This is a genomic window from Pseudomonas sp. AM8 (assembly GCF_036346475.1).
GTDB lineage: Bacteria > Pseudomonadota > Gammaproteobacteria > Pseudomonadales > Pseudomonadaceae > Aquipseudomonas > Aquipseudomonas marginalis.
This window is the reverse complement of sequence record NZ_JAOTNX010000002.1, coordinates 63,089-86,522: the sequence shown is the minus strand read 5'-3', so window position 1 is coordinate 86,522 and position 23,434 is coordinate 63,089. Positions and strand designations below refer to the sequence as shown.

Below are 23,434 nucleotides of genomic sequence, written 5' to 3'. Positions count from 1 at the left end.
AGCCTGTGGCGAACGCGTAAGTGCCGCCGCCACAGGCTATTGCCGGTCTCACGACTCGAAGGACAGGAACCAGCGTTCAGCCAGCTGTTTGCCGATCAAGCCTCGATGCACATTGACGATGGCCTGGGGACTTTGCGCCTTGGCCAGCAGGCTGTAATAGCTCTCGCGGCGTTGCTCACGGGTTTTCAAATGGGCGGCCGTGTAATCGGCCTTGGGCGTATTCGCACCGGGGTAGTGAAAGTGCGCGTACCACAGCGTAAAGCCTTTCGCGTCGTTGATCGCGTACTCCTGGATGAAGTCACGGCGTGGGCCACCCAACTGAATACGTTTGCCCAGCAACGCAACGTTCGCCTGTTGCTGGTCGATGAGGTATTCGAGGTTGGCATGGGTGGGCGGCAGTTGCAGGCACAGTTGCAAACGTAACGCCTGGCCTTGGCTGTTCAACCGCGAGTAGGCCTCGCGCAGTTGCACCACCAGCGCTTGGTCGGCGGCGCTCCTGCTAGCCTCGGGTTGGGCTTCGATGGCACGGTGCAGCTCTGTGGCCAAGGTGTCATAGCGCACGGCTTCATACTGCAAAATTTCCTGCACTTCCTGCGGGTGCCTGGAGATTTTTCGATAGGCCTCCCCCCGGTTCAAGTGGTCCTGAAGCATGGCCAGGAGTTTGCGTGCCTGGCCCTTTACTACGCTCAGGCTACGGGTCGGCGCCGGCGGTTGTGGGGCCGGCGCCTGGACGAATTCAACCCATTCATCACCGCTTTGTGAATACATCCCCAGCAACTGGTCGCTGCCCTCGGCGCGAACTTCGACGATATCCACGTTGCCGATGGGCTTGAGTTCACCGATGAATGTGCCTTTGCGGCGGGTCTTGATCACGCGCTTAGGCGCAGCGCCGTGGCTGCTCATCGGGCGTTTTGGCAAGCGCTTGGGCGTTTGTGCCGCCGGTTTGATTTCGCTGGCCAGGCGCTGGCTGGCGTCCTGGTAGAGCGCCTCGACCAGCGTGAACAGTTTGCTGCTGTAGGTGTGGTCGAGGACTTCGGCATCGAGGATGCCAAGGCCCTGCAAGGCGTCGAGGGCACTGCCATAGTGTTCCACCAGGCTCTCCAGTACATTCAGGCGGTCACTGCCCGGCAGTTCAAGGCTGTTGAGTTCGCTGTGGGTGCGTACATGCTCCTGCAAGGGATCGACGATGGTGTTCAAGGCATTGAACAGAGGATGTTCAACGTCTTTGACAATCAAACGCTTCAAGCAGCGAATGTGCAGGTCCTTGACTGCCAGGGCGCTGATTTCGTTCGACCGGTCGGCCGTCAATCCAGTCGCACTCTCGGCGCCGGCAGGGCTCAGCTCAAACAGCTGTTCCAGGGAGCGGTCCTTGAGCTCCAGCCAATGAATGCTGCGTTCATTGATCTCCAGCAGCCGCTGGAGAAACTGCCGGTAGCTCGCCGGCTCACCAAGCACCGCCAGGTACAACGCCGGGCCTTCGCGGGTAAAGCGTTGATTGGCGCGATAGAGGGCTTGCCGGTCATTTTCTGCCACGACCACATGCTTGCGCGTATTTTTGACGGTATTTTCCAGGATGCGCTCGAGCGGTGTAAGCGGTAATGCGATGCCCAGTTCACCCCGTTCCTTGGCGCTGTCCAGGATCTTCTGAAATTCCGCTGTCTGGCTGTGCAGCGCGCTGTCAAATTGTTTTCGGATCCGGGCCCGTTGGGTTTCTCCGATCGTCGGGTCCTTGTCGGCTTTGTCCATGGCCGCTTGAGCTTCATCGGCGGAGCTCTGCAGCGACGCCTGGCCTTTGAGAAATTGCTCATACTCGGTTTGCAATTGGCTGATACGCATCGCTTTACGTTGGCGTTCGGCGGCAATGCGGCCCAGGGGCATGCCACCGCGCAGGCGCAGGCGGGTATCGATCGTCCACGTGCCGGGCGTCTGCGTCCTTAGGTAAGGGCCGCTGCGATCAGGGTCGGCGGGATCCACAATCACCACGCTGGCGTCGTGCCCCAGGCTGACTTGAAACAGCTCACCGTCAACCCGTGCATGCCAGGTGGTGCCGATCAAGTACAGCCCCTTGCGCGGACCGTTGAGCACCGGCTGCGGCAACGTGGCAGGTGGTGTAACCCTGAAGGTTTGCAAGCGCATGCGCTGGCTGTGGGTGAGGCGCTGGTGGGCCTGGGCAAAGCTGAAATCCAGGGCGGTGTGGTTGCCCTGCGGCAGCTCGCCGGGCAGGGCGACGGTGCCTTGGCGAATCTGGGCCGGCGCAGGCACCGGCCATTGTTCGGCGCTGCGCCGTGGCAGCGTGGTGGCGGAGGCGGGCGGTGTGACCGCCAACGGCAGCGGGCGCCGTGTGATGGGCGTTGCCGGGAAGTCCAGCAGCAACAGCGCGACGTTCAGCAACAGGTCGATGCTGCCCTGTTCACGGACCTTGGGGTTCTGGCTGCCGAGCGCCTGGATGTCTTGCGTCAGGCTGGTCGTGATGGCCAGCAACCACCCCATCAGCATTGCCGGGCCGCGCAGCACGGGTTGTATAACACTGAAGAACAGCAAACCGCTGCCTTCGCGCAAGGTCTGCCAGCGACTTTCACTGTTGGACACGGAGGCTCGGTCAGCCTGTTGTACCAAGGCGCGGGCGTTATCGCTGAACAGGTACTGCATCAGGCTGCCCGTGACCAGGCACTGCTGCAATTCTTCGTTGATACCATCGAGTGCCAGGGTCGCCGGCGGCGGCGTTTCCCTGGGGGCGAACTCATCGCCCTGGCCGAACCGCAGGTAATGGGGTTCGTGAAAACCTCCGTTGTCGTAGATCGGCCTGGTGTTGTCGGGCAGCCAGGTCAGGATGCTGGCTTGCATGTCGCCAGGTGCGGCGATCGCGGCCAGCAGGTCGGCGTGGCTGGCGTACTCGTGCAACGGTTGGGCATAGAGCGGGCGAAACAGCAGGTGCGGGCCGCTGCTGACGTCCTGGAACTCAATGATGTACATGTTGCTCACCACGTCCGGTTGGGCGGCGGGGCTGTGCAGCAGCGCCAGATGACGAATCACCACTGCACGGCCGTCGAGTTGCTGCTCGCTGCTGGTGGCCTGCATCAGGCACTCGACCATGCGTGCGCCCACGGGCGTCACACCGGCTTCGCGCTTGAGGCTCAACTCCAGCGCCAATAGCGGCAGTTGTACCGACAGGTGTTCAGCGAACAGCGTTTCCTGGGCGCGGGCCTTGGCCGTATCGCTGAGCAACTGGTCCTTGAGGTAATGGGGGTAATGCTGGCCGATATCCACTCGCTCAACCAGGGCGATGACGTAGGCCGGTGTCAGCCACGCTGGTAAGGGGGTGCCCTGGCGATGGGCGAGGGTGAACTCGCCGCTGGGACGACCACTCAGGTTTCTGATGGCCAGCTCCGTGAGGCTCATGCGCACGTGCTCGACAATCCCGGCACCACCCGGGTAACCGGCGGCAACCACGAACGTCAGCTGCACATCATCCGGGTTAAGCCCCTGTGTCGGGATCTGGTCTGGACCGTTGCCGACGGCTGTTTCACGGCCCATTTCGCGTTGTAGGGCCGCAACGGTAAAACGTTGGATGTCTTCAATGTCGGTGGCAAGGGCCGGGTCCTGTGCGCGTTGTTTCAGGCTCGCCAGGGCCAAGGTGTAATGGCGGTAGCGGGCACGGTCGGCGGGGCTGGCGCCACGCAGATTCTGCGGTAGCTGCGCACGCACGCTGGCGAGTGTTTGCGCAGGGGCTTGCAGGGCGTCGAGAAAGCACAGCCCTGGGTCGGTGATTTCCAGGTACAGCGTGTGCAGCGTCTGCAGGTCTTGGCCGAGTGGCAGTTGCAGGGCGCCCAGGCGCGTCAGTTGCTGGTTCAGAATCATCGACGCCTGGTGGTCGAAGATGGAGCCTTCGGGTTCGTAACGATTACAGGTAATCGTGCTGGCCTGGTAGTGCGCCGCCAGGCGCTCGCCCCAGGCCTGCAAGAGCGCGTCCATTGAGGCAAAGGATTCGACTTGCCCGTTTGGCGCACACAAAAGGGCTGGCGCCACGCCGTTGATGGCGCGGGTCAGCACCATGTGTTCGGTCAGTTGGCGATCGGCCTGGCCATTGCTGCTCAGCGTGGTCTCAAGCCCGTAGGCGAGCACGCTGTGGTTGCCGTGTTTGGCCAGGCGTTGTGCACGGTCCGGGGTGGTGATGAGTTGGTCCAGGGTTTGCCAGGCGGCCTCGTCCAGTTCCGGCTGGCGCAGGGTGCTGGCGCGCAAGGTGCTCCTGAGCATGTCGCTGAGCCAGCGCCAGCGGCTGACTGTTGTGTCTGACGGGGCATTCCAGTACTCGGCCAATGCGTCTTGCAGGGCAATGGGCAGGGTGGGCGGCAGCGTCTTGATCAGCGCCTCAATGACTTTCATGTCCGGCCCAGGCGTCTCGGTGCCGGGTAGCTTGAGGCGCTTGGGCGGGACATCCGACAGGTAGTAGGGCAGATGGTCGACTTCGTTGAAGTCCAGTGGTCCACCTTCGGCCAGGTAGCGCTGGATAACCGTCATCAAGGGGGCCAGGGTCCAGCCACCTTTCCCGGTGGGGGTTGCCAGGCGTGTGCGCGACAGGTCGATGATCAAGTCGGGGTATGTTTCGGCAATGGCTGCGCCGAGTAAGGGTTGGATCACCGCCTCCAGGGAGGGGCGACTGGCAAATTGGGCACTGACGGCCTGGGCGGTCAGCGCATGAGTAGTGGGTGTTGCGTGCATCGACATAAAAATCCTTTTTATGGGCGGTCAGCCCGACGCGGGGTTTATTCAGGTATCAGGACGAGGAACAGTTGTTGGTCCAGCGGCCGGTTGATGGGGCTGTAGAGGTCATTGACGATCACGTGGCTGTCCGGGCCTGCCTTGGCGATCAGGTCCTTGAAGGTGGTGAACCGGTGTTCCGGGCGTTTGAGGTGGGCGGCGGTGTAGTCGCCGCGCGGGCTGTCGGCGCTGCTGTAGTGAAAATGCGCGTACCACAGCACGTCGACGCGGTTCTTTTCGCGAATGGCAAACTCCGAGACATAGTCATTCGCGCCAGTGCGCTGCGGGCCATGCACCAGGCCGATATCCACGGCGGCATGGCGACGCAGGTAATCAATATTTTCCTGGCGCGGACGCTGGGCCTTGTAGCCTTCTATGCAGTGTTGCTCACCCTGACGGCGCAGGTCCGTTGCACGCATGCGCAGGCGCTCCAGGGCCTGGGGGACATCAGGCTTATCCAGGTGATGGGCCTGGATTTCATCGGCAATCGCCTCGATTTTCCTGGCTTGGTGGCCGAACATGTCATTCCAGTCTTGTGGGTTGACGTCGTCACGGCGCTGCGGGTCGGCCAGTTTGCGTTTCTGAAACTCGATGGATTTTTCCAGGGCGGTGATTTGATCGATCAGCCGCTGAGCTTCCGTACGCAGGGTCGCCAGGGCTCGCTGGCGTGGCACGGGTGCCGGGCGCTGCGGCGGTGCGTCGACGATTTCCACCCAGCCTTCATGGGGATGCTCCATGAACCGCGCGCTGATTTCGTCGGTCAGCGGGTTTTTGACCACAATGGTTGGAAAGGGCATCTCGGCGTCGGGGGGCAGCAGGTTGCCCACCAGTGTTCCTTTGTCCCGCGACCGGAACACGCGCTTGGTCGGGGATGGCAGTTGCGCTGGTTTGAAACGCACGAACTGGGCAGGCAGGAATTCATCCTCGCGAAGTACATCCGCCAAGTCTGTCTCGGCTGCGGCGCGCAGGGTTTCCAGGCGCTCGATCAACAGCGGCATATAGCGCGGACGCAGCAGTGTCGAGTCCAGTTCCATCAGCATGCGGTAGGCCTGGAGGCGCCGGCTGTAATGCTCGATCACATTCACCAACACCTCTTTGCGCTCGGCAGAGGTGAAGCCTTGGGTGGTCAACAGGTCGATGTACGAGTGCTCTACGGAGACCTGAGGGAAGTGCAAGGTCTCCAGCCGCGCCATAAAGTATTCTTCCTGGGCGGTGGCTGGCTCCCTCAGCTCATCAATGCTCAACGCCGCCAGCAGGTCGAGCGGCTCGACAATGGCACAGAGGCGGTTGTAGAAGCGCCGATGGGGCATGGCATTGAGGAACTTCAGGCGCTCTGCCGGCCCGGTCTTGAGGCGGTTCGCCATCTCTTCCAACGTCATGTCGATAGCAATCAGGGACTCGGCATGGCGCTCGGAGGTGGCAAAGTGCATTTCAGTCATATCGAGCAACCGCTGATTGGCCGGCTCGTCGCGCTCCATCCGCAACAGGTCGTTCATCAGCTCGCCCCGATCAGACACAAACGTGGCGGTGTGCAGTGACGCCAGGAAGCTGACATCCACCTCCTGCGCCGCCAGCAGGGTTTGGTACTGTTCCAGGCAACTGGACTCATAATCGAACTTGCCATCGGCCGCCTTGACCTGCGCGTAGGCGTCGATTATCGCGCGGCGATTTTGCTGTAACTGCTCGGTGACCGGGGCGTACTTTTCATAGGCCACGAGAAAGTGCAAGCGAGCCCGGGTCCTGTTACGCGCCTCAACGGCGTGGGCGCTGACGGCTGACGGGTCATTAGGGGACAGGCGCAAGCGTTGCATTGCATGGGCCAACTCGCGGTCGCGCACTTCAAATTGTTTCTTGGTTGCCGTCACGGTGTCGAACAAATGGGCGGTTTGGTCAATTTGTTCAAGGATCTGGCTTTCCAGGCGAGTGACCTTCAGCCACGCCTCTGCACGTTGCTGTTCAATTTGCGCCAACTTGGCCTTGAGTCGGTTTTTCGGCCCCCCTCCACGCAGTTTGAGACCCAGGTCCAAGGCCCAGCGTCCTTGCCCGTCGGAGCTGAGCTTAAAGCCTGGGTGCAGGCTTTTTTGTGGATTGACGATGAACACTTCGCCTGCGTCGGGAACGATGCTGACCTGGAACAGCAGGCCGGCTACCGAGGCATGCCACTGCTGACCAATGCGGTACAACCCTTTGAAGGCACCCAACTCGACCGGAGAGGGAGCGGGCACCGGCCAGGCTACGTGGTGCTCGATCAACGCGTTGAACAGACGGCGTCGGGAACCGTCACGCGCGGTGGAGTGGATGAAGTCCACCTCGGTGCGATCACTCGCAGGCGGCTCGGACGGCAGGCCAACCGGGCCTTGTTCAATCTTTGGCGCAACGTGTGCAGACGGCGTGGGAGGTCGTCGCAGCAAGGTACTCAAGGCCTTGGACACGGGCGGTTTGGCTGGGGTGAAAGCGGGCTCGATTGATGGATGTTGCGCCGACGCCCTGTGTATCAGTAACAGGCCGATATTGAGCAGGACATCGACCCAGGCCAGTTCGCGTGCGACCGGGTCATCGCCGTGCAAGGCCTCCAGGTCATGTTGCAGGCTGACGGCCAGTTGTACCATCCAGCCCGCGACCATGGCGGGGCCGCGCAGCAACGGCAGCAATAGTGCGTTGAACAGCAGCCAGCCACCCTCCAGCAAAATCGCCCAGCGGCTTTCGGCGTTGGACACGGCGTCACGGTCGGCCAGGTCGACCAGCGCCCGCGCGTTGCTGCCGTACAGGTATTGGGTCAGGTTACCAGCGGCCAACGACTGGGCGAGAGACCCCAGCACTGCATCCCCGTTGCTATCGTCCGCCAACTGCGCGGGTGCCGGTGCCGGCCATTGCACGGTGTCGTCGCCCTGGCCAAAACGGATGATATGCGGGCTGACAAAGCCATTGTTGCTGTAGATCGGCCGGGCGTGGTCGGGTAGCCAACTGAGCACACTGTCTTGCAGGGGGCCAGGCTCAGCAATGGCGCCCAACAGCGCGTCACGGCTCGCAAACTGGCGTAGCGAGTCCGGATACAGCGGCCGGTAGAGGATATGCGGACCGACCTGACGGTCCGACGCCTCGATAATGAACATGTTGTTGACCACATCCGGCTTGGAATGCGGTATGCGGTGGAAGGCCAGGGCGTGAATCACAATGCTCAGGTCGTCGACCACCCGGTCCGCGGCGCTGCGCTGCATCAACGCCTGCACATAACGGTAGCCTTGCCAGGTCATGCCATGCTCGCCCCGTATCTTGTGCTCCAGGGCCTGCAGTGGCAGGCGCACGCGCAATGCTTGGTCGAACAACGCTTCACGGCGTTGGGCTTCACTGTCGTTGCCCAACAACAGGGCCCTGAGGGTGGTGGGGTAGCGTTCGCCGATATTGGTGCGAGCGATCAGCCCCTGGGTGCTGGTGAACAGGCCTTTTTCTCCCAGCAGGTAGTCGGCGTTCATCCAAGCCGGTATCGTCGCGCCGGATTTGGAGCGCAGGGTCAGGCTTCCCTGAGGCGCGGCCGCCAGGTTCTTGATCGCCAATTGCGTCAGGCTCATGGACACGGGCGTGAGGTAGCCGCTGCCCAGGTCGCCGACGGGTACATGGAAGGTCAATTCAAGGTCGTCCGGATCAATCGTCGTGACCTCGGGATGATCGGCGTGGATCTGTTCGAGCAAGGTATTGCGCGTGAAGTCATGCAGGTTCTCGACGCCATCCAGAAACGAAGCCCCCGCCGTTTGCCGGTGTACGCGTGCCAATTCAGCCAGCTGTTGGCGGTAGGCAAAACGATCACCGGGTGTCGCTGTTTGCAGCCACACGGGAAGGTTCGCCTGGAGGGTGTGCTCAAAGGTCGGGCTCGGCGCCGGGGCCTGGATGAACCAGGGCGTGGGGTCTGTGGTGTCGGCAATGCGCTGTTCCAAGGCGTTCAGGCCGTCGCTGGCCGGCAGCACGACGGTGCCGAGCGCTTCCAGTTGTTGGTTAAGCAGCAAGGCCGCGAGGGTGTCGAAGCTATTGCCATCGGGCTCATAACGTTTGATGGTCACGCTGTCGGCCAGCACCTGGCGCGACAGGTCCCGCCCCCGCGCCTGGGTGAAGGCTTCAAGGGAATCATGGAACTCCAATGTGCCGTTGCTGCGGTACAGCATGACGTTTTGTGCCTGCACCACCAGCAATTCGGGTTCCATGATGTTGGCGGTGTGGCTGCCCTGGACGATGCTCGTTTCCAGGCAATAGGCATGCACCCCGCCTTGCACCGGCGTCGGGCGCGTTCTTTGGTCCGGGTAAGCGGTCAGGTGGTGCAGCGCCGCTTGTTGTTGCTGGTACTCGGCCGGTAACAGGCTGGCGGTGCTGCTCAAGCCTGTGGCCAACAGGTCGCCCAGCCATTGCCAGCGGATAGGGCCGGTGTCGCCCGGCTGGTTCCAGTAATCTGTCAGAGCGTCCTGGAATACCGTCATCAGGGTGGGTGTCAGGTCGAGGATTTTCGCCTTGATCAGTTGCAAATCCGGCTCTCTGATCGCTTCGGCCTCATAGCTCAGGGGATGGGGCGCTCGGTTGGTCAGGAAGCAGCGGCGCCCGTCGATGACCGTGTCCGTGTCTAACAGCGTACCGCTGCCCACGTAATCGAGCGCCACATCCAGCAAGCGCTTAAGGTCCCAGCCCCCGACCAGGTTAGGGACCGCTAGCCGGGTAAGCTGCACGTCAAGGTCCAGCGGCGGGTATTGCTCTTTGATCGCTTTTTGCAGCATTTGCCCGAACACCGCTCTCAGGCTCGGGCGCGAGGCGAACTGACGGCTGACCGCCTGGGCCGGGGCGTCGCTGTGTTGGGTAAAGGTCGGGGGTGTGGGCGGCAGCGGGGGGGGCGTAGTTGGCATAGCAGATTCCATTCCGTGGCTGAAGAAGTGTCGTATCGGCCCAAGCATGGCGACTGGTTGGCGGGGAAAGGTGGTAGTCGATTACCGCAAGAGGGGAAACGCGCGCGAGATTGGCCTATCATCAGCGTCTTTATGAACTGATGAATGATCCTGATGACTGCCGACAACCTGAAAACCGTCCTTGAAGCCAGCGATATGCTTGAAATCGACGGGCTGCACGCCTTCGACTTCCAGCTCGCTGATGAAAAGCTGCTGATCACCGCCATGGACGGCCGTGCCGAAAAACGCTGGAGCTTCAGCACGGCGCAGGTGCAGGCCGCCACCTTCGACGAGCCCTTGCAAAGTTGGACCCTGACCGGTGAGTCGGGCGAGCACCGCCTGATCTGCATGAGCGCGTTCACCGGCAACAATAACGATGAGGACCCAGCCGATGATGATGCGTAAATTCTGGCCGCTGCTGATGGCCGGCAGTGTCGGTGCGATGTCGGTACACGCCGCACCGGCTGACACCTACGAGCTGTTGGTCGGCAGCTACACCGCCGGTACCAGCGAAGGCATTTACCGCGTGCAGTTCGACAGCCGCACCGGCCAATTCCAGGGCGCGCCGGTACTGGCGGCCAAGGCAGCCAACCCATCGTGGCTGACGGTCTCGAAGGATCAGAAACACCTGTTTGTGGTCAACGAAAACGGCCCAGGGCAGAAAGACGCAGTGGGGCGTGTGAGCAGTTACAGCATTGACCCGCAGAGCCACCAGTTGACCTTGATCAACCAGGTCCAGAGCCTGGGCAACGAGCCCACCCACTCCAGCGTCGCCGCTGATGGGCGCTACCTGTTCGTCGCCAACTATTCGGTGCTGCAAGATCCGGGCGGCAGCCTGGCGATCCTGCCGGTGGACGCCACCGGCAAGCTGTCTGCGCCCGTGCAGTTGAGCGGGCACCCCGCCAGCCGCGTGAACCCCGAGCGCCAGGCGTCCAACCATGTGCACTCGGTGGTGTCGTCGCCGGATGGCAAGTACGTGTTTGTGCAGGACTTGGGGGCCGACAAGGTGTTTGCCTACCGTTATGACCCCAAGGCCAACCACGAACTGCCGTTGACCCCGGCCAACCCGGCCTCGGTGCAATTGCCTCCAGGCAGCGGCCCGCGTCACTTGCTGTTCAGCGCAGATGGCAAGCATGCCTGGCTGACCACCGAGATGAGCGCCCAGGTCGCGGTGTTCGATTACCACGACGGTACGCTCACACAGACCCAGTTGCTGGACTATGCGCCGGGGCAGCCGGTGTCGGACAAAGCCGGCGCGGCGCTGCACGCGTCAAGCGATGGCAAGTTCCTCTACGTGAGCAATCGTGGCACGGCCAATCAGATCCTGGTGTTCAGCATCGACCCGGCCACTGCGCACCTCAAGCAGGTGCAGCAGCGCTCGGTGGAAGGCGATCACCCGCGAGAGTTCAGCCTCGATCCGAGCGGCAAGTTCCTGCTGATCGCCAACCAGAAAAGCAATGAAATCGTGGTGGTCGAACGCGACCCCAAGACCGGCCTGCTGGGTAAAACCGTGCAGAAACTGCCGATTGATGCCCCCAGCGACCTCAAGTTCCTGGTGCGTCAATAAGCCACAGGCCCCGCCATGCGGGGTCTTACCCTTAGTATTAATTGTATTAATAGCGGCTACTGTTTCAAAGCATTTCTAAGGTTCAACCCTCGGGCGTAAGTTGGGTTCCAAGGCCTTCCCCGGCCACCCAACCGAACGAACACAAGGGTTACCGACATGAACTTGAATCTCTTCTCCGTCATCGCCGCCTCCGCCGTTTCCGCCACCGTGGCCCTGCCTGCCGCCGCCAGCGTGGAAGTCACCGGCAAAAAATCCAGCACCAGCGCCTACACCCAGAAATACCTGCAACAAAGCGCCAACTTCTACGCCGCCCTGGATCACAAGACCCAGCAATGAGCGCTGATTGACCCTGTACACAAGCAGACGCCAAACCACTGGAACGTAAACGCGCGTTCGAGTGGTTTGGCGTTTGTGCAGCTGTCGAAGAAAAAAATGAGGTAATGGCGCATTGCCATATGTTTAAATTGACGCTTAAATATTGACGCGCTCTTTCATGGAATCGACAGCATGGCACTTCGACTCGCCGCACTTATCCTCGCCCTTTATTCCACCCCGATCCTGTCATCCGCGCAGTTGACGGACGGCGAACCGGAGATCGCTCGCGAGCGGTTGTTGAGTCTGATCGAAGGCTAAGCCTTCGCCATCACGCCGATAAACAGTGGCGATTGCAGGAATTCTTCCAACCAGCGTTGCAACGCTTTGTACGGCGTACCGGCAAACCATTCGCGGTCCACGTGGGCAAACTGCCGTATAAACGGCGCAAGCGCCATGTCCGCCAGGCCAGGGTGGTCGGCCAGCAGATAGGCGCGCTGGGCCAGCAACCCCTCGAGCTTCTGCAAGAACACCTCGCCTTCGGCTCGATAGTGTTCCACCGGCTGCTCGGGATAGCGCTCGGGGTACTTGTATCGATTCAAGTGATGTTTAAAGGTTGAATCGTTCTCGGCGATCAGCTCAAGTACCGCTGGATCGCCCTGCAATAACCAGTTATCCGGATCATGCCGGGCCAAGGCCCATTGCATGATCGCCAGGCTCTCGTCGATCACCACGCCATCCACCACCAGCACCGGCACCGTGCCCTTGGGCGACAGTGCCAGCATCTCCGCCGGCTTGGCCTTGAGGCTCACCTCGACAATCCGCACCGCCACCCCCGAGTAGCGCAGCGCCAGGCGTGCGCGCATCGCATAGGGGCAGCGCCGGAACGAATACAGCAGCGCCTCGCTCACTTGACCTCCAGGGTGCTCAAGCCATTGCCCTGGCGCTTGACCTGGATCTGCACCGGAATGCGCTCGTGCATTTCCTGCACGTGGGAGATCACCGCCACCTTGCGCCCCTGGGCCTGCAAGCCGTCGAGGGCGTCCATGGCCAATTGCAGGGACTCGGGGTCGAGGCTGCCAAAGCCTTCGTCGATAAACAGCGATTCGATCTTCAAGGTGCTGGACGCCATCGACGCCAGGCCCAGGGCCAAGGCCAGGGACACCAGGAACGTCTCGCCGCCGGACAACGAATGCACCGAGCGCAGTTCATCGCCCATTTCCGTGTCCATCACCAGCAGGCCCAACATGCTGCCGCCGCGCTTGAGACGGTAGCGGCGCACCAGTTGGCGCAGTTGCACGTTGGCGTGGTGCACCAGCAGGTCGAGGTTGTAGGCCTGGGCAATCTTGCGGAAGGTATCGCCGGTGGCCGAGCCGATCAGTGCGTTCAGGCGTGCCCAGCGTTGCCACTCGTCATAGGCCTTGGCGATCTGTTCGGCCAGGGCACTGTTGGCGTCCTGGCGACGCTGGTCTTCGGACTGGCGCGCGCGCAGTTCGGCGCAGTGTTTTTCGCCGTCGGCCAAGTGTTGATTGAGCGCAACCAGGGCGCCGTCGAGTTGGTCGGCGTCCAGGTTGCCGTTGTGCAGGGCCTGGTGTTCGGCGAGGCGTTGTTCGCGTTCCTGCAGCAATACCTTGGCTTGCTCGACGGCTTTTTCGCTGCTGTGCAGATGCTCGCGCAGCGTGGCGATGTGTGTGTCATCGAACGCCAATAGACGCGCCAGGCCCTCGTCATCCAGCTCGGGGTGCAGGGCGCGCCATTCGGTGGTGCGGGCATCGAGGCTTTGCTGTTCGGCTTCGAAAGCTTGCTCGCGCTCCTGCTGGGCCTTGAGGTCGGCGGCCAGTTGGATCAGTTGGTTGCGGATGTCCTGCAACCGCTGGTTGGCGTCCGTCTCGCTCTGGCGTGCCTGCACCACGGCGTGTTCCAGTTGCTGTTGCCAGTGTTCGGCGCTGGGGTGTTCGCCCAGCAGGGCAGTGAGTTTTTCCTGGGCGGCCTGCTGCTGCGCGGCCAGCTCGCTAAATTGCTGGTTCAGTGCCTCGAGTTGCTGTTGGCGATGCTGCTGGTGCGTGTGCTCTTTCTCGATGGCCTGCTGGCGCTCCTGCTGCTCGGCCAGCTCATCCTTCTGATGGCCCAGTTGTTCAAGGCGTTGGCTGACCTGCTGGTCCAACTGCATAAAGGTCACGGCCGGGTCGCTGCGCAGGCCTTCCAGGGTGTCGGCGGGGAGCAGGCTGGCGAAGGCGTTGAGTTCTTCGTCGAGGCGCTCGCGGTCGTTGGACAGCTCGCGCTGCTGGTCCACCAGCAATTGGCGCGCCTGCTGGCTCGCGTCCTGGGCGGCCTGCAGTTGTTGCTGCAAGCGCCCGGCGTTTTGCTGCAGGTTGAGCAGGGCGGCCTGGCGCTGTTCGTCCTGGGTGATGCTTTGGGTCAGTTGGCTGAGTTGCTGGGCCAACCAATGGCTGCGTTTGCTTTGTTCCTGGTTGAACAGCGAGGCCGCCAGCGGGTGCGCGTCCAGGCTGGGCTGGAGCGCCTGCTGTTGGGTGACCAGGTGTTCCTGTTGTTGCAGGAATTCTTTTTGCTGGGCGATCAGGCCGCCGACTTCACCGCGCAGTTCGGTGAGTTTTTCCTTGAGGGTATCGACCGCTTTCTGCGCCGTGGCCTCTTCGTTGTGGTCGTGGCGCCCGAGGCTGTGCAGCAGGGCTTCGGGCTGGTGGTACGGGTGTTCATGGCTCCCGCACACCGGGCAGGGCTGGCCGTCCTGCAATTGTTCGCGCAATTCCTCGACGCTGGCACTGCGCGCCAGGCGCTGGCGCTCCAAGAGTTGCTTGGTCACCGTCAGGGTCTGTTCAGCCACCGCCAGCTCGGCCTTGGTTTGCAGGCCGGTCTGGTTCAGTTGGTCGCGTTGCTGGGCGGCGTCGGCGAGCTTTTGCGTGAGGGCAACGGCTTGCTGCTCCAGTTGCTGCTGGCTGTCCCACAGGCGTGACAGGTCTTCGAAGGCGCGCTGCTGCTTGCGATTGTCCTGCAACAGACTGGCCAGCAGTTGCACCTGTTCGGCCACGGCATGGGGTTCGGCGCCGGCTTCTTGATACAGCAGGTCGAGGGCTTCGCGTTGCTGGGCAAATTTTTCTGCGGCGCTGGTAGCACGCTGTTCAAGTTGTGGCAGTTCGGCCTGGCCTTTTTTCAGGCGATTTCCGATCAGCATCAACTGTTGCAAGCGATCGCGGTAGGCGTTCCAGGCATCGCTGAGCGGGGCGAGGGCGCTGCTGCGTTCAAGTTCGGCGGCCAGGCGTTGCAAGCGCTCGGCAACGTGGGCGTGTCTGTCCTGCAAACCCTTGAGCAGCGTCTGGCCTTCGGCACAGGCGGCTTCGTGTTGCTGTTTTTCCTCGTTGCGCTTGGCCAGGTCTCTGGTCAGGTGGGCAAGGGTGTTTTGTGCTTCAAAGGCCTGGCGCAGCAACGGCACCGCATCGCCCTGGGCCTTGAGCGCTTCGGCCAGTGCCGCCTGGGCGGATGCCTGCTGCTGTTGGGCCTGCGCCTGGCGGGTATGCAATTCGGCCTGTTGCTCGATGTGCGCCTGAATCTGCGTAGCCAGCGGTGTGAGCAAGGTGTCGAGTTCGGCCTGGCGCGCAAACTGATGCCGCTGCGGCGCCAATTGGTCCAGGCGGCTCAGGTCTTGGCGCTGTGCATCCTGGCTGTCCCAATCGGCCTGTGCGCGCTGGAGCTGCTCGGTGGCACTGCGCTGGCGGTCCTGCCATTCGCGCAGTTCCTTGAGCCAGGTGTGCTGCAACTCCAACTGCTTGAGCTGCGCCTGCTGGGTCTTGAGCTGCTGCTGGGCCGCGTCGAATTGCTGGTCCAGTTCGGCGCGCGTTTCAGGGGCCAGGGGCACTACGCCGGTGGCCTGGTCCTGCAGGTGTTTGTGCGTATCCTTGGCCTCCTTGGCCTTGTCGAATGCGCGGCGGCCGAGCTGGGTGTACAGCGCGGTGTCGGTGAGCTTTTCCAGCAGTTCGCTGCGCTCATTGTCGTTGGCCTTGAGGAAGGCGCTGAACTCGCTTTGCGCCAGCAACACCGCGCGGGTGAACTGCTCGAAGTTCAGGCCCAGGGCCAGTTCCAGCTGGGTTTTGTATTCGGTCTTCTGGCTGGCCAGCAGTTGGTCGCTGTCCAGGTCGATCAGGCTCTGCCGACTGTTCTGCAATTTGCCGCTGGCCTTGTCGCGGGCGCGATTGGCTTCCCAGCGCGCCCGGTAGCGACGGCCGCTGACACCGACAAAGTCCACTTCGGCGTAGCCGCCACCGGTGCCACGCCGGATCAGGGTGCGTGGATCGCCGATGGAAATATCACTGTCGGCATCCGGCATCTTGGCCTGGCCGGTATCGCCCAGGCGTGGCACGGCGCCAAACAGCGCCAGGCACAGGGCATCGAGCAGGGTGCTTTTACCGGCGCCGGTCGGCCCGGTAATCGCGAACAGCCCGGCACTGGCCAGGGGCTCGGCAGTAAAGTCGATCTCAAACGGCCCGGCCAGGGAGGCGAGGTTTTTCAGACGGATGGCAAGAATCTTCATGGCTGTTCACCTGCCTGTTGCACTTCCTGGAGCAGCACGGCGAAATCCTTCAAGGTCTGTTCATCCACTTCACTGCCGTAGCTGTCCTGCCAGGCACGGCTGAACAATTCCTGGGGCGTGAGCTGGTCGAGTTCGATCAGTGCGTCTTCGTTGCTGTCGTCGCGGCGGCCTTGGCCGGCGTATTCGGCGGCGATGCGCACCAGGCGCACGGCCTTGCCTTGCAGGGCGGTTTCGATTTGCTGGCGCAGGTCCGGTTGCGGTTCGTCGAGGCGTACGCGCACTTCCAGCCAGGGGTGGCGCTGGGTTTCGGCGAGCAGGTCGATGTCGGGCAGCTCTGCCAAGGCCTTGAGGATGTCGGCCAGGGGCGCGGCTTCCAGGCGTTGCAGGTCGACCGAGCGGGGAATCAGCAGCGGTTCGACACTCACCAGGCATTGGCCTTGGAACGTCACATCGAGAATCTGGTGCTTGTAGCCGATTTCGGAAAACGACAGTGGAATCGGTGAGCCGCTGTAGCGGATGCGCTCCTCGCCATTGACCTTTTGCGGCTTGTGCAAATGCCCGAGGGCAACATAGCCGACACTTTTGTCGAACAGTTTGGCCGGCAGCGCCTCGGCATTGCCGATGATCAGGCTGCGCTCGGAATCTTCCGATACCGAACCGCCGGCCATGTGCGCATGGCTGATGGCAATCAACGCCTGGCCTTTCTTGCGTTTGGCGTTGGCCGCCGCGATCAGCCACTCATGGACCTGGCCGATACCGTGCAGGTAGTCGTCACCCAGGTGGGCACCGGTGACTTCCGCCGGGCGCAGGAACGGCAGCGCCAGGCACCACGCGGCGACCTTGCCCTTGGCATCCGGCAGGGGAATCAGCAGGCGTTCGGCATCCAACTGCCCGTCATCCAGCCACAGCACGCGGCCGAGGGCATGGGTGCGCAGGCGCCGCATCAACGGCGCGGGCAGTTCGATGCGCGAGCCGGAATCGTGGTTGCCGGCGATCATCACAATGGTCAGCTTGGGGTTTTGTTCGTGGGCGCTGATGATGAAATCGTACAGACGCTCCTGGGCCTTGAGCGGCGGGTTGACGGTGTCGAAGATATCGCCGGCGATCAACAGCACATCGGGTTGCTGGGCCGCGATCTGGCGCAGCAGCCACTCGAGGAAGCAGGCGTGTTCGAAGTCGCGTTCCTGGCCGTGGAGGTTTTGGCCCAGGTGCCAGTCGGAGGTGTGGAACAGACGCAAGGCGAACTCCGTGGAGAAGATGAAAAGGAGGGGAGTTTACCTGTATTGCGAACCCGCTGCTCCAGACGACGCCGATCCAATGTGGGAGGAGGCTTGCCTCCGATGGCCATAGGTATCTACACAACTTTTCAGACCCTGAAAAATCTCCCACAACAGCCGTAGTTCAGCGTTGATTTGATTTTGTGGAGTGTCAGGAGTGTAGCGGGGGTTATTTGGGATACAGCGGCGGCAAGCTGGTGGTGTCCGTCGCCGGGTCCTGCTCGCGCTCGGTCATCGGGATGGCTTTGACCGCGCGCCACAGCTCTTCGCCCAGCCAGTATTGACCGCTCTCGCTGTAGAGCGCGCCGTTGAGCCCATCCAATGCATCCGACAACGGCACGAACCGCGCCGCCATGTCCGCCAGGGTTTCCGGCTGTTGCCGCGCCCATGCATCCAGTGCCTGGCGAGTGGCCTGGGGGTCGTTGGCCTGGGTGGCACGCTTGAGGTCGTCGAGCAGGGTGCGCGGGCTCGGGCCGGTTTGCGCGGCGCGCAGTACCGCCGGTTGCCGACGGGCCCGCCACCACAGGCCGAAGCCCAGCAAGGTGGTGCAGGCCAGGAGCAGGGTGCTGAGTTGCCACAGCCACAGGCGGCTGTCGTCCGGTGCGGTGATGATGGTCGGGATGGCCGGCGTGTCCACCGCCAGGCTGGGGTTATTGGCGACTTGCAGGGTGCGGGCGGGCAGGCTGGTGCGTTCCAGATGGTCCTCGTGGGTGTTCCACCACACCACCTCGACGGCAGGCAGTTCCAGGGCGCCGACACGGTTGGGCACCAGGGCCTCACGGTCTTCGCGACTGCCGATCAGGCCACGGTCACTGCTCTGGTTGCCGAGCACCGGCTGGTCCGGGTAGCGACGCAGGCCGTTGATGTCGGTGCTGGGCAGAGCGGGCAGTTGGGCGCTGGACAGGCCCTCGGCCTTGACGGTCAGGCTGCGGGTCAGGGAGTCGCCGACTTGTACATGCTCAGGTTCCGGGTTCCAGCTCTCGGTGAGCGTGAGGCTGCGAGCCGGCAGCCAGGGGGCATCGACGGGGTACAGCGCAGGCTTGGGCTTGACCGCCAGTGGCAGTGCCGCCGAACTCACGTGGATCAGCTTGCCGGGCTTGGTGCCCTGCAGTGTGTTTTCCTGGGGCGGACGCGACTCCACCAGCGTGGCGCTGAATGTCTGCGCGGGAATCTCCAGGGTGCCGCTGTGCTGCGGGTAGATCGCGTAGCGGGTTTCGATCACGCCATGGCGGATGCTGTTGATGACCTTTTCATAGGTGCGCGACTCGCCCAACTGTTCGACACGGGCATCGGGGATCTGCAACGGCGTCAAGCTGCTGTCGTCATACAGCGACACCGAGTGGTACACGCGCACGGTCAACAGTGCCTGGGCCTGGACGTACACGCTGGTCTGGTCGAGGTTGGCTTCGACAAACACCGGGGCCAGCTCGGCGTTGGTGTCCTGGCTGGTGGTTTCCAGCACTTGCAGGCTGATCGGCTGGGTCGTGTACTCACCCACTTGCAGCGGCGGAATCACCACCGTGCCGTTCTGCTTGGGCAGCAGGGTAATGATCCAGCGGGTGGTCGCATGGTTATCGCCACCCAACGTCGTGAGTTGGTTGAGCTGGCGCGTGCCACTGACTTCGAATTGCGCATCCAGGGGCGACAGGTCGGGCTTGCCGAACTGGGTGACATCGCTGGATTCCACCGTCAGTTCCACCGTTTCCCCGGAATTGAGACGGTTGCGGTCGACGCTGGCGACCAGGCTGGCCGCCTGGGCGTGGCCTGCCGACAACGCGAGCAGAAGCAGAAGGGTGGTGCGGCGGCTCATCGAGTCTTGTCCTGATGCTGTTGCTGTTCGTACCAGAATTTGCGTCGCAGCAGTTCGCCGGGATTGTCCGGGATCTCCTGCAGCCATTGTTCCAGGGCCTGGCGGTGTTCACCGTCGAGGTTGGCGTCGGCAGCAAGCAGCGGCGGGGTGGTGGTGTGCTCATCGCCCAACTCGCTGCCCGGCACGTCGTTGCCAGCGGCTGGCGGCGGGGTGCCGGCCTGGGTATCGCCGGTGCCGGCTTCGCCCTGGCCCTGGGACGACTGCTCGCCACCTGTGGCATTTTGCCCAGTGGCGCCCGGTTGCGCAGTTTGGCCGGGTTGGGTGGTTTCGTCATCCTCGTTTTTTGCCTGCGTTTGCGGCTCGGGTTCTGTCTGTTCCTGGATCAGGGCTTCTACCAGGGCCTTGTTTTTCAGTGCCGGTTGCAGGTCGGGCTGGGCTTCCAGGGCTTGTTCGTAGGCGTCGATGGCCGCTTCGAGTTCACCGGACCTGGCCAGGGCGTTGCCGCGATTGTAGTGGGAATAGGCGTCATTGCCTTCGGCAAACCGCTTGATGGCCTCGGCATAGTTGCCGGCCGCGTACAGGGCGACGCCTTGCCACTGCGGATCCTGGAAGTGCTCTGCGGCCTCGGCGGGGCGTTTCTGCTTGAGCAGGTATTGGCCTTGCTGGTCCGGCCGCAGCCACAAATCCTGGAATTCAAAGGCATAGCTGGGTTGTGGCGCGCCCAACAGCAGAAGCGGTAAAAAGAACAACCAGCCGCGCCGCCCGGCGCAGGCGGCCAGCAGCAACAGCGGCAGCAGCAGCCAGTATCCCTGGTCGGCCCAGGTGTCGAGGTGCAGTAACTGGCCGTCGTTGCGCAGGGCTTGGGGCGGGTCCAGCACGCCGAGCTGGCGCAGGTCTTTATCGTCCAGGCGTGCGGCCCGGTAGCGGCCGCCCATTTCGTTGGCGAAGGCCTTGAGTGTCGGGCTGTCGAGGCGCGGTACCAGGATCGCGCCTTGTTCGTCCTTGAGGAATTCGCCGCTTTCCTGGGTCACCGGCGTACCTTCACGGCTGCCGATGCCCAGGATCGACAGGCTCGGCGCCTGGTTGCCCTGCAGCAGCAGGCGAATGCCCTGGCGTTCCTGTTTGGACAGCGATGAGCCGACCAGCAGCAGGCGACCCTGGCCCAGGCCGCCATGCTTGAGCAGGTCCAGGGCTTTCTCCACCGCCAGGTCGGCGCGGTGGCCGGACTCCGGCATGATCGAGGGGCGCAGGGCGTCGAGCAGGTTGCGGCTGGTGGCCAGGTCGTCCGACAGCGGCACCAGGGTGTGGGCGCTGCCGGCATACACGACGATGGCGGTTTGCGCATCGCTGCGCGCCTGCAACAAGTCATAGAGCTTGCGCCGTGCCTGTTCGAGGCGGTTGGGCGGGCTGTCGGTGGCGAGCATTTCCGGGGTCAGTTCGAGCAGCACCACCAACGGGTCGGAGGGTTTCTGGCTGGTTTGTTCAACCCGTTGCCAGCTGGGACCCAGCAACGCCAGCACCGCCAACAGCCAGGCGAGGCCCAGCAACACCCACGGCGATTTGCTTTCGCGCCCGCTGCCACCGCTGAGCAGTACGGCGTGAAAGGCCGGCGGCAGGATCATCTGCCAGCGCCCGGCGCGCTTTTGCCTATGCCACAGTTGCCACAGCAACCAGCCGAGCAGCGGCAGCAGCAACAGCCACCAGGGACGGAACCAATGTGGCCACAGGGCGATCATCGACGCCTCCGTAGACGCAGGCGTTTAAGGCGCTGGCGCCATTCCGGATGCTGTTGCAGGAAGATTCCCTTGCTCGACAGTTTGTTGAACCCGCGTTGCAGGGCGTTGTTTGGCCAGCGTTCGTGGATCACCAGCAACATGCTCAGGATCAGCGCCAGGGCCAGCGGTCCGCTGTACAGCGCCTGCGCCGGGCGTGCCTGGGTCGGTTGCTGTTCGACGGGCTCGAGCTTGTCCAGTGTCTGCTTGATCGCTTCCAGCTCCTGGCCATCGCGGGCACGGAAGTATTGGCCGCCGGTGGCCTCGGCAATCGCCCTGAGTGCCGGCTCGTCGAGGTCCAGGCTCGGGTTGACGCCAAGGATGCCCAGGGAACCGGTTTGCTCAGGGTCGGCGCCGATGCCGATGGGGTAGATCTTCACCCCTTCTTCGGCCGCCAGGCGCGCAGCGATCAGGGGCGCGATCTGCCCGGCGTTGTTGGCGCCATCGGTGACCAGGATCAGCACGCGGCTTTGCGCAGGCCGCTGACGCAGGCGTTTCAGCGCCAGGCCTATGGCATCGCCAATGGCGGTGTTCTTGCCGGCGATGCCGATGCGCGCCTCATCCAGCCAGGTGCGCACGGTGCGGCGGTCAAAGGTCAGCGGTGCCTGGAGGTAGGCCTGGCTGCCGAACAGGATCAGGCCCACGCGGTCGCCTTCGCGGCCTTCAAGGAAGTCGCCGAGCAGGTGCTTGACCAGGTTCAGGCGGCTGATGTCTTCGTCCTGCCAGTGCATGTCGGGAAAGTCCATGGAGCCGGACACGTCCACCGCCACCAGCAAATCGCGGCCGCTGGCGGCAATCGGCAGTGGCTCGCCCAGCCATTCCGGGCGCGCAGCTGCGCTCAGCAGCAGCAGCCACAGCACCACGAAGGGCGCCTGTTGACGCCAGCCCGGCAGGTTCGCCCGCGCACGGCGGCGGGCCAGGCTTTCGAGATCGCCGAGGTAGCTGACTTTAAGGGCGGGCTCGCCGCTGTCGGCCGCCGGCAGGATGAACCGCATCACCCAGGGCAAGGGCAACAGGACGAAGATCCACGGCCAGGCGAACTCAAACATGTTTGCGAATCCAGGTGTCGACCGCTTGGGTCAGGCCGGCGATGGCCTTGTCGTCGAGTTTGCATTCGGGTTTGTAGGCACCCTCCACCAGCACCATCCAGCGCGTGAGGCCGGCGGCCGGGCAACGGTTGTCGAGGAATGCCAGCCATTTGCGGCCGTTGAGGGTATGGCTCTGGCTATAGGGATAGTCGTTGCGGCACAGGCGCTTGAGCAGGCCATTGAGCTGTTGCAGCCAGGCACCGGCGGGCGCGCCATCGTAGGGTTTGGGCATCAGCGCCAATTCCGCCAGGGCGGCGATGCGCAGCGGGTCCAGCGGCTGTTCGGCACGGGCCAGGGGGCGTCGAGTCGGCAAGAAGCGGCGCAGCGACCACAACCCCCAACCCAGCAGCGGGATGACCAGCAGCAACAGCCACCAGCCCGGCGCGGGCGGCCAGAAGCCGATGGGCGGCGGGGCGATCAGCGGTTGCAGTTGGTCGAGGCTGCTCATTGCTTTTTAACCGGGCGTTGCGGGTTGAGGTATTCGCGCAGTTGTTCGACCATTTCGCTCTGGGTGCTCAGGGGCATCAGCAGGATCCGCAGTTTCTGCGCGAGCAGTTCCCAACGGGCGATGCGCGCTTCGGCCTGGGCCTTGTAGGCCTGGCGCAAATCGAAGTTCAGCGTATCCAGTTCCAATTGCGCCCCGCGTTGCGCAAAACGCAGCAGCCCGGCGGCGGGGAGGGCGTGGTCCAGCGGGTCGGAGATCGGCAACAGCAGCAAGTCGCAATGGCGTGACAGCAGGCTCAATTGCTGCTCGGCGCCCTCGGTGAGGGCACGTTCGTCGCAGATCACGATTACCAGGCTGCCGGGACGCAGCACTTCGCGGCCACGGCGCAGGGCCATGCCCAGGGCGTCGGCCTCCGGGCGGCTTTCGGTGTCCAGGCTCTGGTTGACGCGCACCAGGCGGTTGAGCAATTGCAGCAGGCTTTGCTTGCTGCGGCGCGGCTTGATTTCGTAGTGCTCGTTGTCGCCAAACACCAGCCCGCCGACGCGGTCGTTATGCCCCAACGCGGCCCAGCCGATCAGGCTGGCGGCTTGAGCGGCGAGCACCGACTTGAACATCTGCCCCGAGCCGAAAAACAGCCGGCAACTTTGCTCCACCATGATGAAAATCGGCCGTTCGCGTTCTTCGTGGAACAGCTTGGTGTGCGGCTCCTGGGTGCGCGCGGTGACGCGCCAGTCGATGGTGCGCACGTCGTCGCCGGCCTGGTACACGCGCACCTGGTCGAAGTCCACACCGCGCCCGCGCAGCTTGGAGTGGTGCAGGCCGATCAGCGGGCTGCGCTGGCTTGGCGTGGAAAACAGCTGCACTTCGCGCACACGGTGGCGCATCTCGATCAGCTCGCTGAGCGTGACGCGCACCCCATCGCTTGCGTTCATCGACT

At 63.1% G+C, this 23,434-nt stretch carries 14 protein-coding genes; 4 read left to right on the top strand and 10 right to left on the bottom strand.

Annotated features, from left to right (window positions below):
* Positions 1-48 precede the first annotated feature (48 nt).
* Together V3W40_RS05380 and V3W40_RS05375 are read right to left on the bottom strand one after the other, a co-directional pair.
* Positions 49-4,719, bottom strand: coding sequence for a dermonecrotic toxin domain-containing protein (locus V3W40_RS05380; protein ID WP_330214582.1), 4,671 nt, complete (start codon positions 4,717-4,719; stop codon positions 49-51).
* Between the two features lie 44 nt (positions 4,720-4,763).
* Positions 4,764-9,641, bottom strand: coding sequence for a dermonecrotic toxin domain-containing protein (locus V3W40_RS05375; RefSeq protein WP_330214581.1), 4,878 nt, complete (start codon positions 9,639-9,641; stop codon positions 4,764-4,766).
* A 153-nt stretch (positions 9,642-9,794) separates the two neighbouring features.
* Between V3W40_RS05375 and V3W40_RS05370 the strand changes: the two genes are divergently transcribed.
* The 4 genes from V3W40_RS05370 to V3W40_RS05355 all read left to right on the top strand — a co-directional run bounded on the left by V3W40_RS05370 (position 9,795) and on the right by V3W40_RS05355 (position 11,880).
* Positions 9,795-10,085: a DUF5629 family protein gene (locus tag V3W40_RS05370; protein ID WP_074848180.1), complete on the top strand. Its 291-nt coding sequence runs from the start codon at positions 9,795-9,797 to the stop codon at positions 10,083-10,085.
* The gene (locus V3W40_RS05365) at positions 10,072-11,247 is read left to right on the top strand and encodes a lactonase family protein (RefSeq protein ID WP_065927981.1); all 1,176 of its coding nucleotides are present in this window, start codon (positions 10,072-10,074) and stop codon (positions 11,245-11,247) included. The genes V3W40_RS05370 and V3W40_RS05365 overlap by 14 nt, the downstream gene beginning before the upstream one ends.
* Before the next feature lie 156 nt (positions 11,248-11,403).
* Positions 11,404-11,583: a hypothetical protein gene (locus tag V3W40_RS05360; protein WP_090403456.1), complete on the top strand. Its 180-nt coding sequence runs from the start codon at positions 11,404-11,406 to the stop codon at positions 11,581-11,583.
* Between the two features lie 171 nt (positions 11,584-11,754).
* On the top strand, positions 11,755-11,880 hold the full coding sequence (locus V3W40_RS05355) for a hypothetical protein (RefSeq protein ID WP_268876168.1): 126 nt from the start codon (positions 11,755-11,757) through the stop codon (positions 11,878-11,880).
* Here the strand turns inward: V3W40_RS05355 and V3W40_RS05350 are convergent.
* From V3W40_RS05350 to V3W40_RS05315, 8 genes are all read right to left on the bottom strand, one after another.
* On the bottom strand, positions 11,877-12,470 hold the full coding sequence (locus V3W40_RS05350) for a glutathione S-transferase (protein ID WP_065927982.1): 594 nt from the start codon (positions 12,468-12,470) through the stop codon (positions 11,877-11,879). The two genes, V3W40_RS05355 and V3W40_RS05350, sit on opposite strands and share 4 nt — an antisense overlap.
* A complete protein-coding gene (locus V3W40_RS05345) occupies positions 12,467-16,105 on the bottom strand; it encodes an AAA family ATPase (RefSeq protein ID WP_330214580.1) in 3,639 nt (1,212 codons plus the stop codon). The genes V3W40_RS05350 and V3W40_RS05345 overlap by 4 nt, the downstream gene beginning before the upstream one ends.
* A complete protein-coding gene (locus tag V3W40_RS05340; protein ID WP_330214579.1) occupies positions 16,102-17,343 on the bottom strand; it encodes an exonuclease SbcCD subunit D C-terminal domain-containing protein in 1,242 nt (413 codons plus the stop codon). The genes V3W40_RS05345 and V3W40_RS05340 overlap by 4 nt, the downstream gene beginning before the upstream one ends.
* Before the next feature lie 208 nt (positions 17,344-17,551).
* Entirely contained in the window at positions 17,552-19,192 is a 1,641-nt protein-coding gene (locus tag V3W40_RS05335; RefSeq protein ID WP_330214578.1) for a BatD family protein, read from the bottom strand.
* On the bottom strand, positions 19,189-20,928 hold the full coding sequence (locus V3W40_RS05330; protein ID WP_065927986.1) for a tetratricopeptide repeat protein: 1,740 nt from the start codon (positions 20,926-20,928) through the stop codon (positions 19,189-19,191). Before V3W40_RS05330 ends, V3W40_RS05335 begins: the two co-directional genes overlap by 4 nt.
* Entirely contained in the window at positions 20,925-22,013 is a 1,089-nt protein-coding gene (locus V3W40_RS05325; protein WP_330214577.1) for a vWA domain-containing protein, read from the bottom strand. The genes V3W40_RS05330 and V3W40_RS05325 overlap by 4 nt, the downstream gene beginning before the upstream one ends.
* Positions 22,006-22,500, bottom strand: coding sequence for a DUF4381 domain-containing protein (locus tag V3W40_RS05320; protein ID WP_065927988.1), 495 nt, complete (start codon positions 22,498-22,500; stop codon positions 22,006-22,008). The genes V3W40_RS05325 and V3W40_RS05320 overlap by 8 nt, the downstream gene beginning before the upstream one ends.
* Positions 22,497-23,429, bottom strand: a complete 933-nt coding sequence (locus V3W40_RS05315) for a DUF58 domain-containing protein (protein WP_027608569.1) — start codon at positions 23,427-23,429, stop codon at positions 22,497-22,499. Before V3W40_RS05315 ends, V3W40_RS05320 begins: the two co-directional genes overlap by 4 nt.
* Positions 23,430-23,434 lie beyond the last annotated feature (5 nt).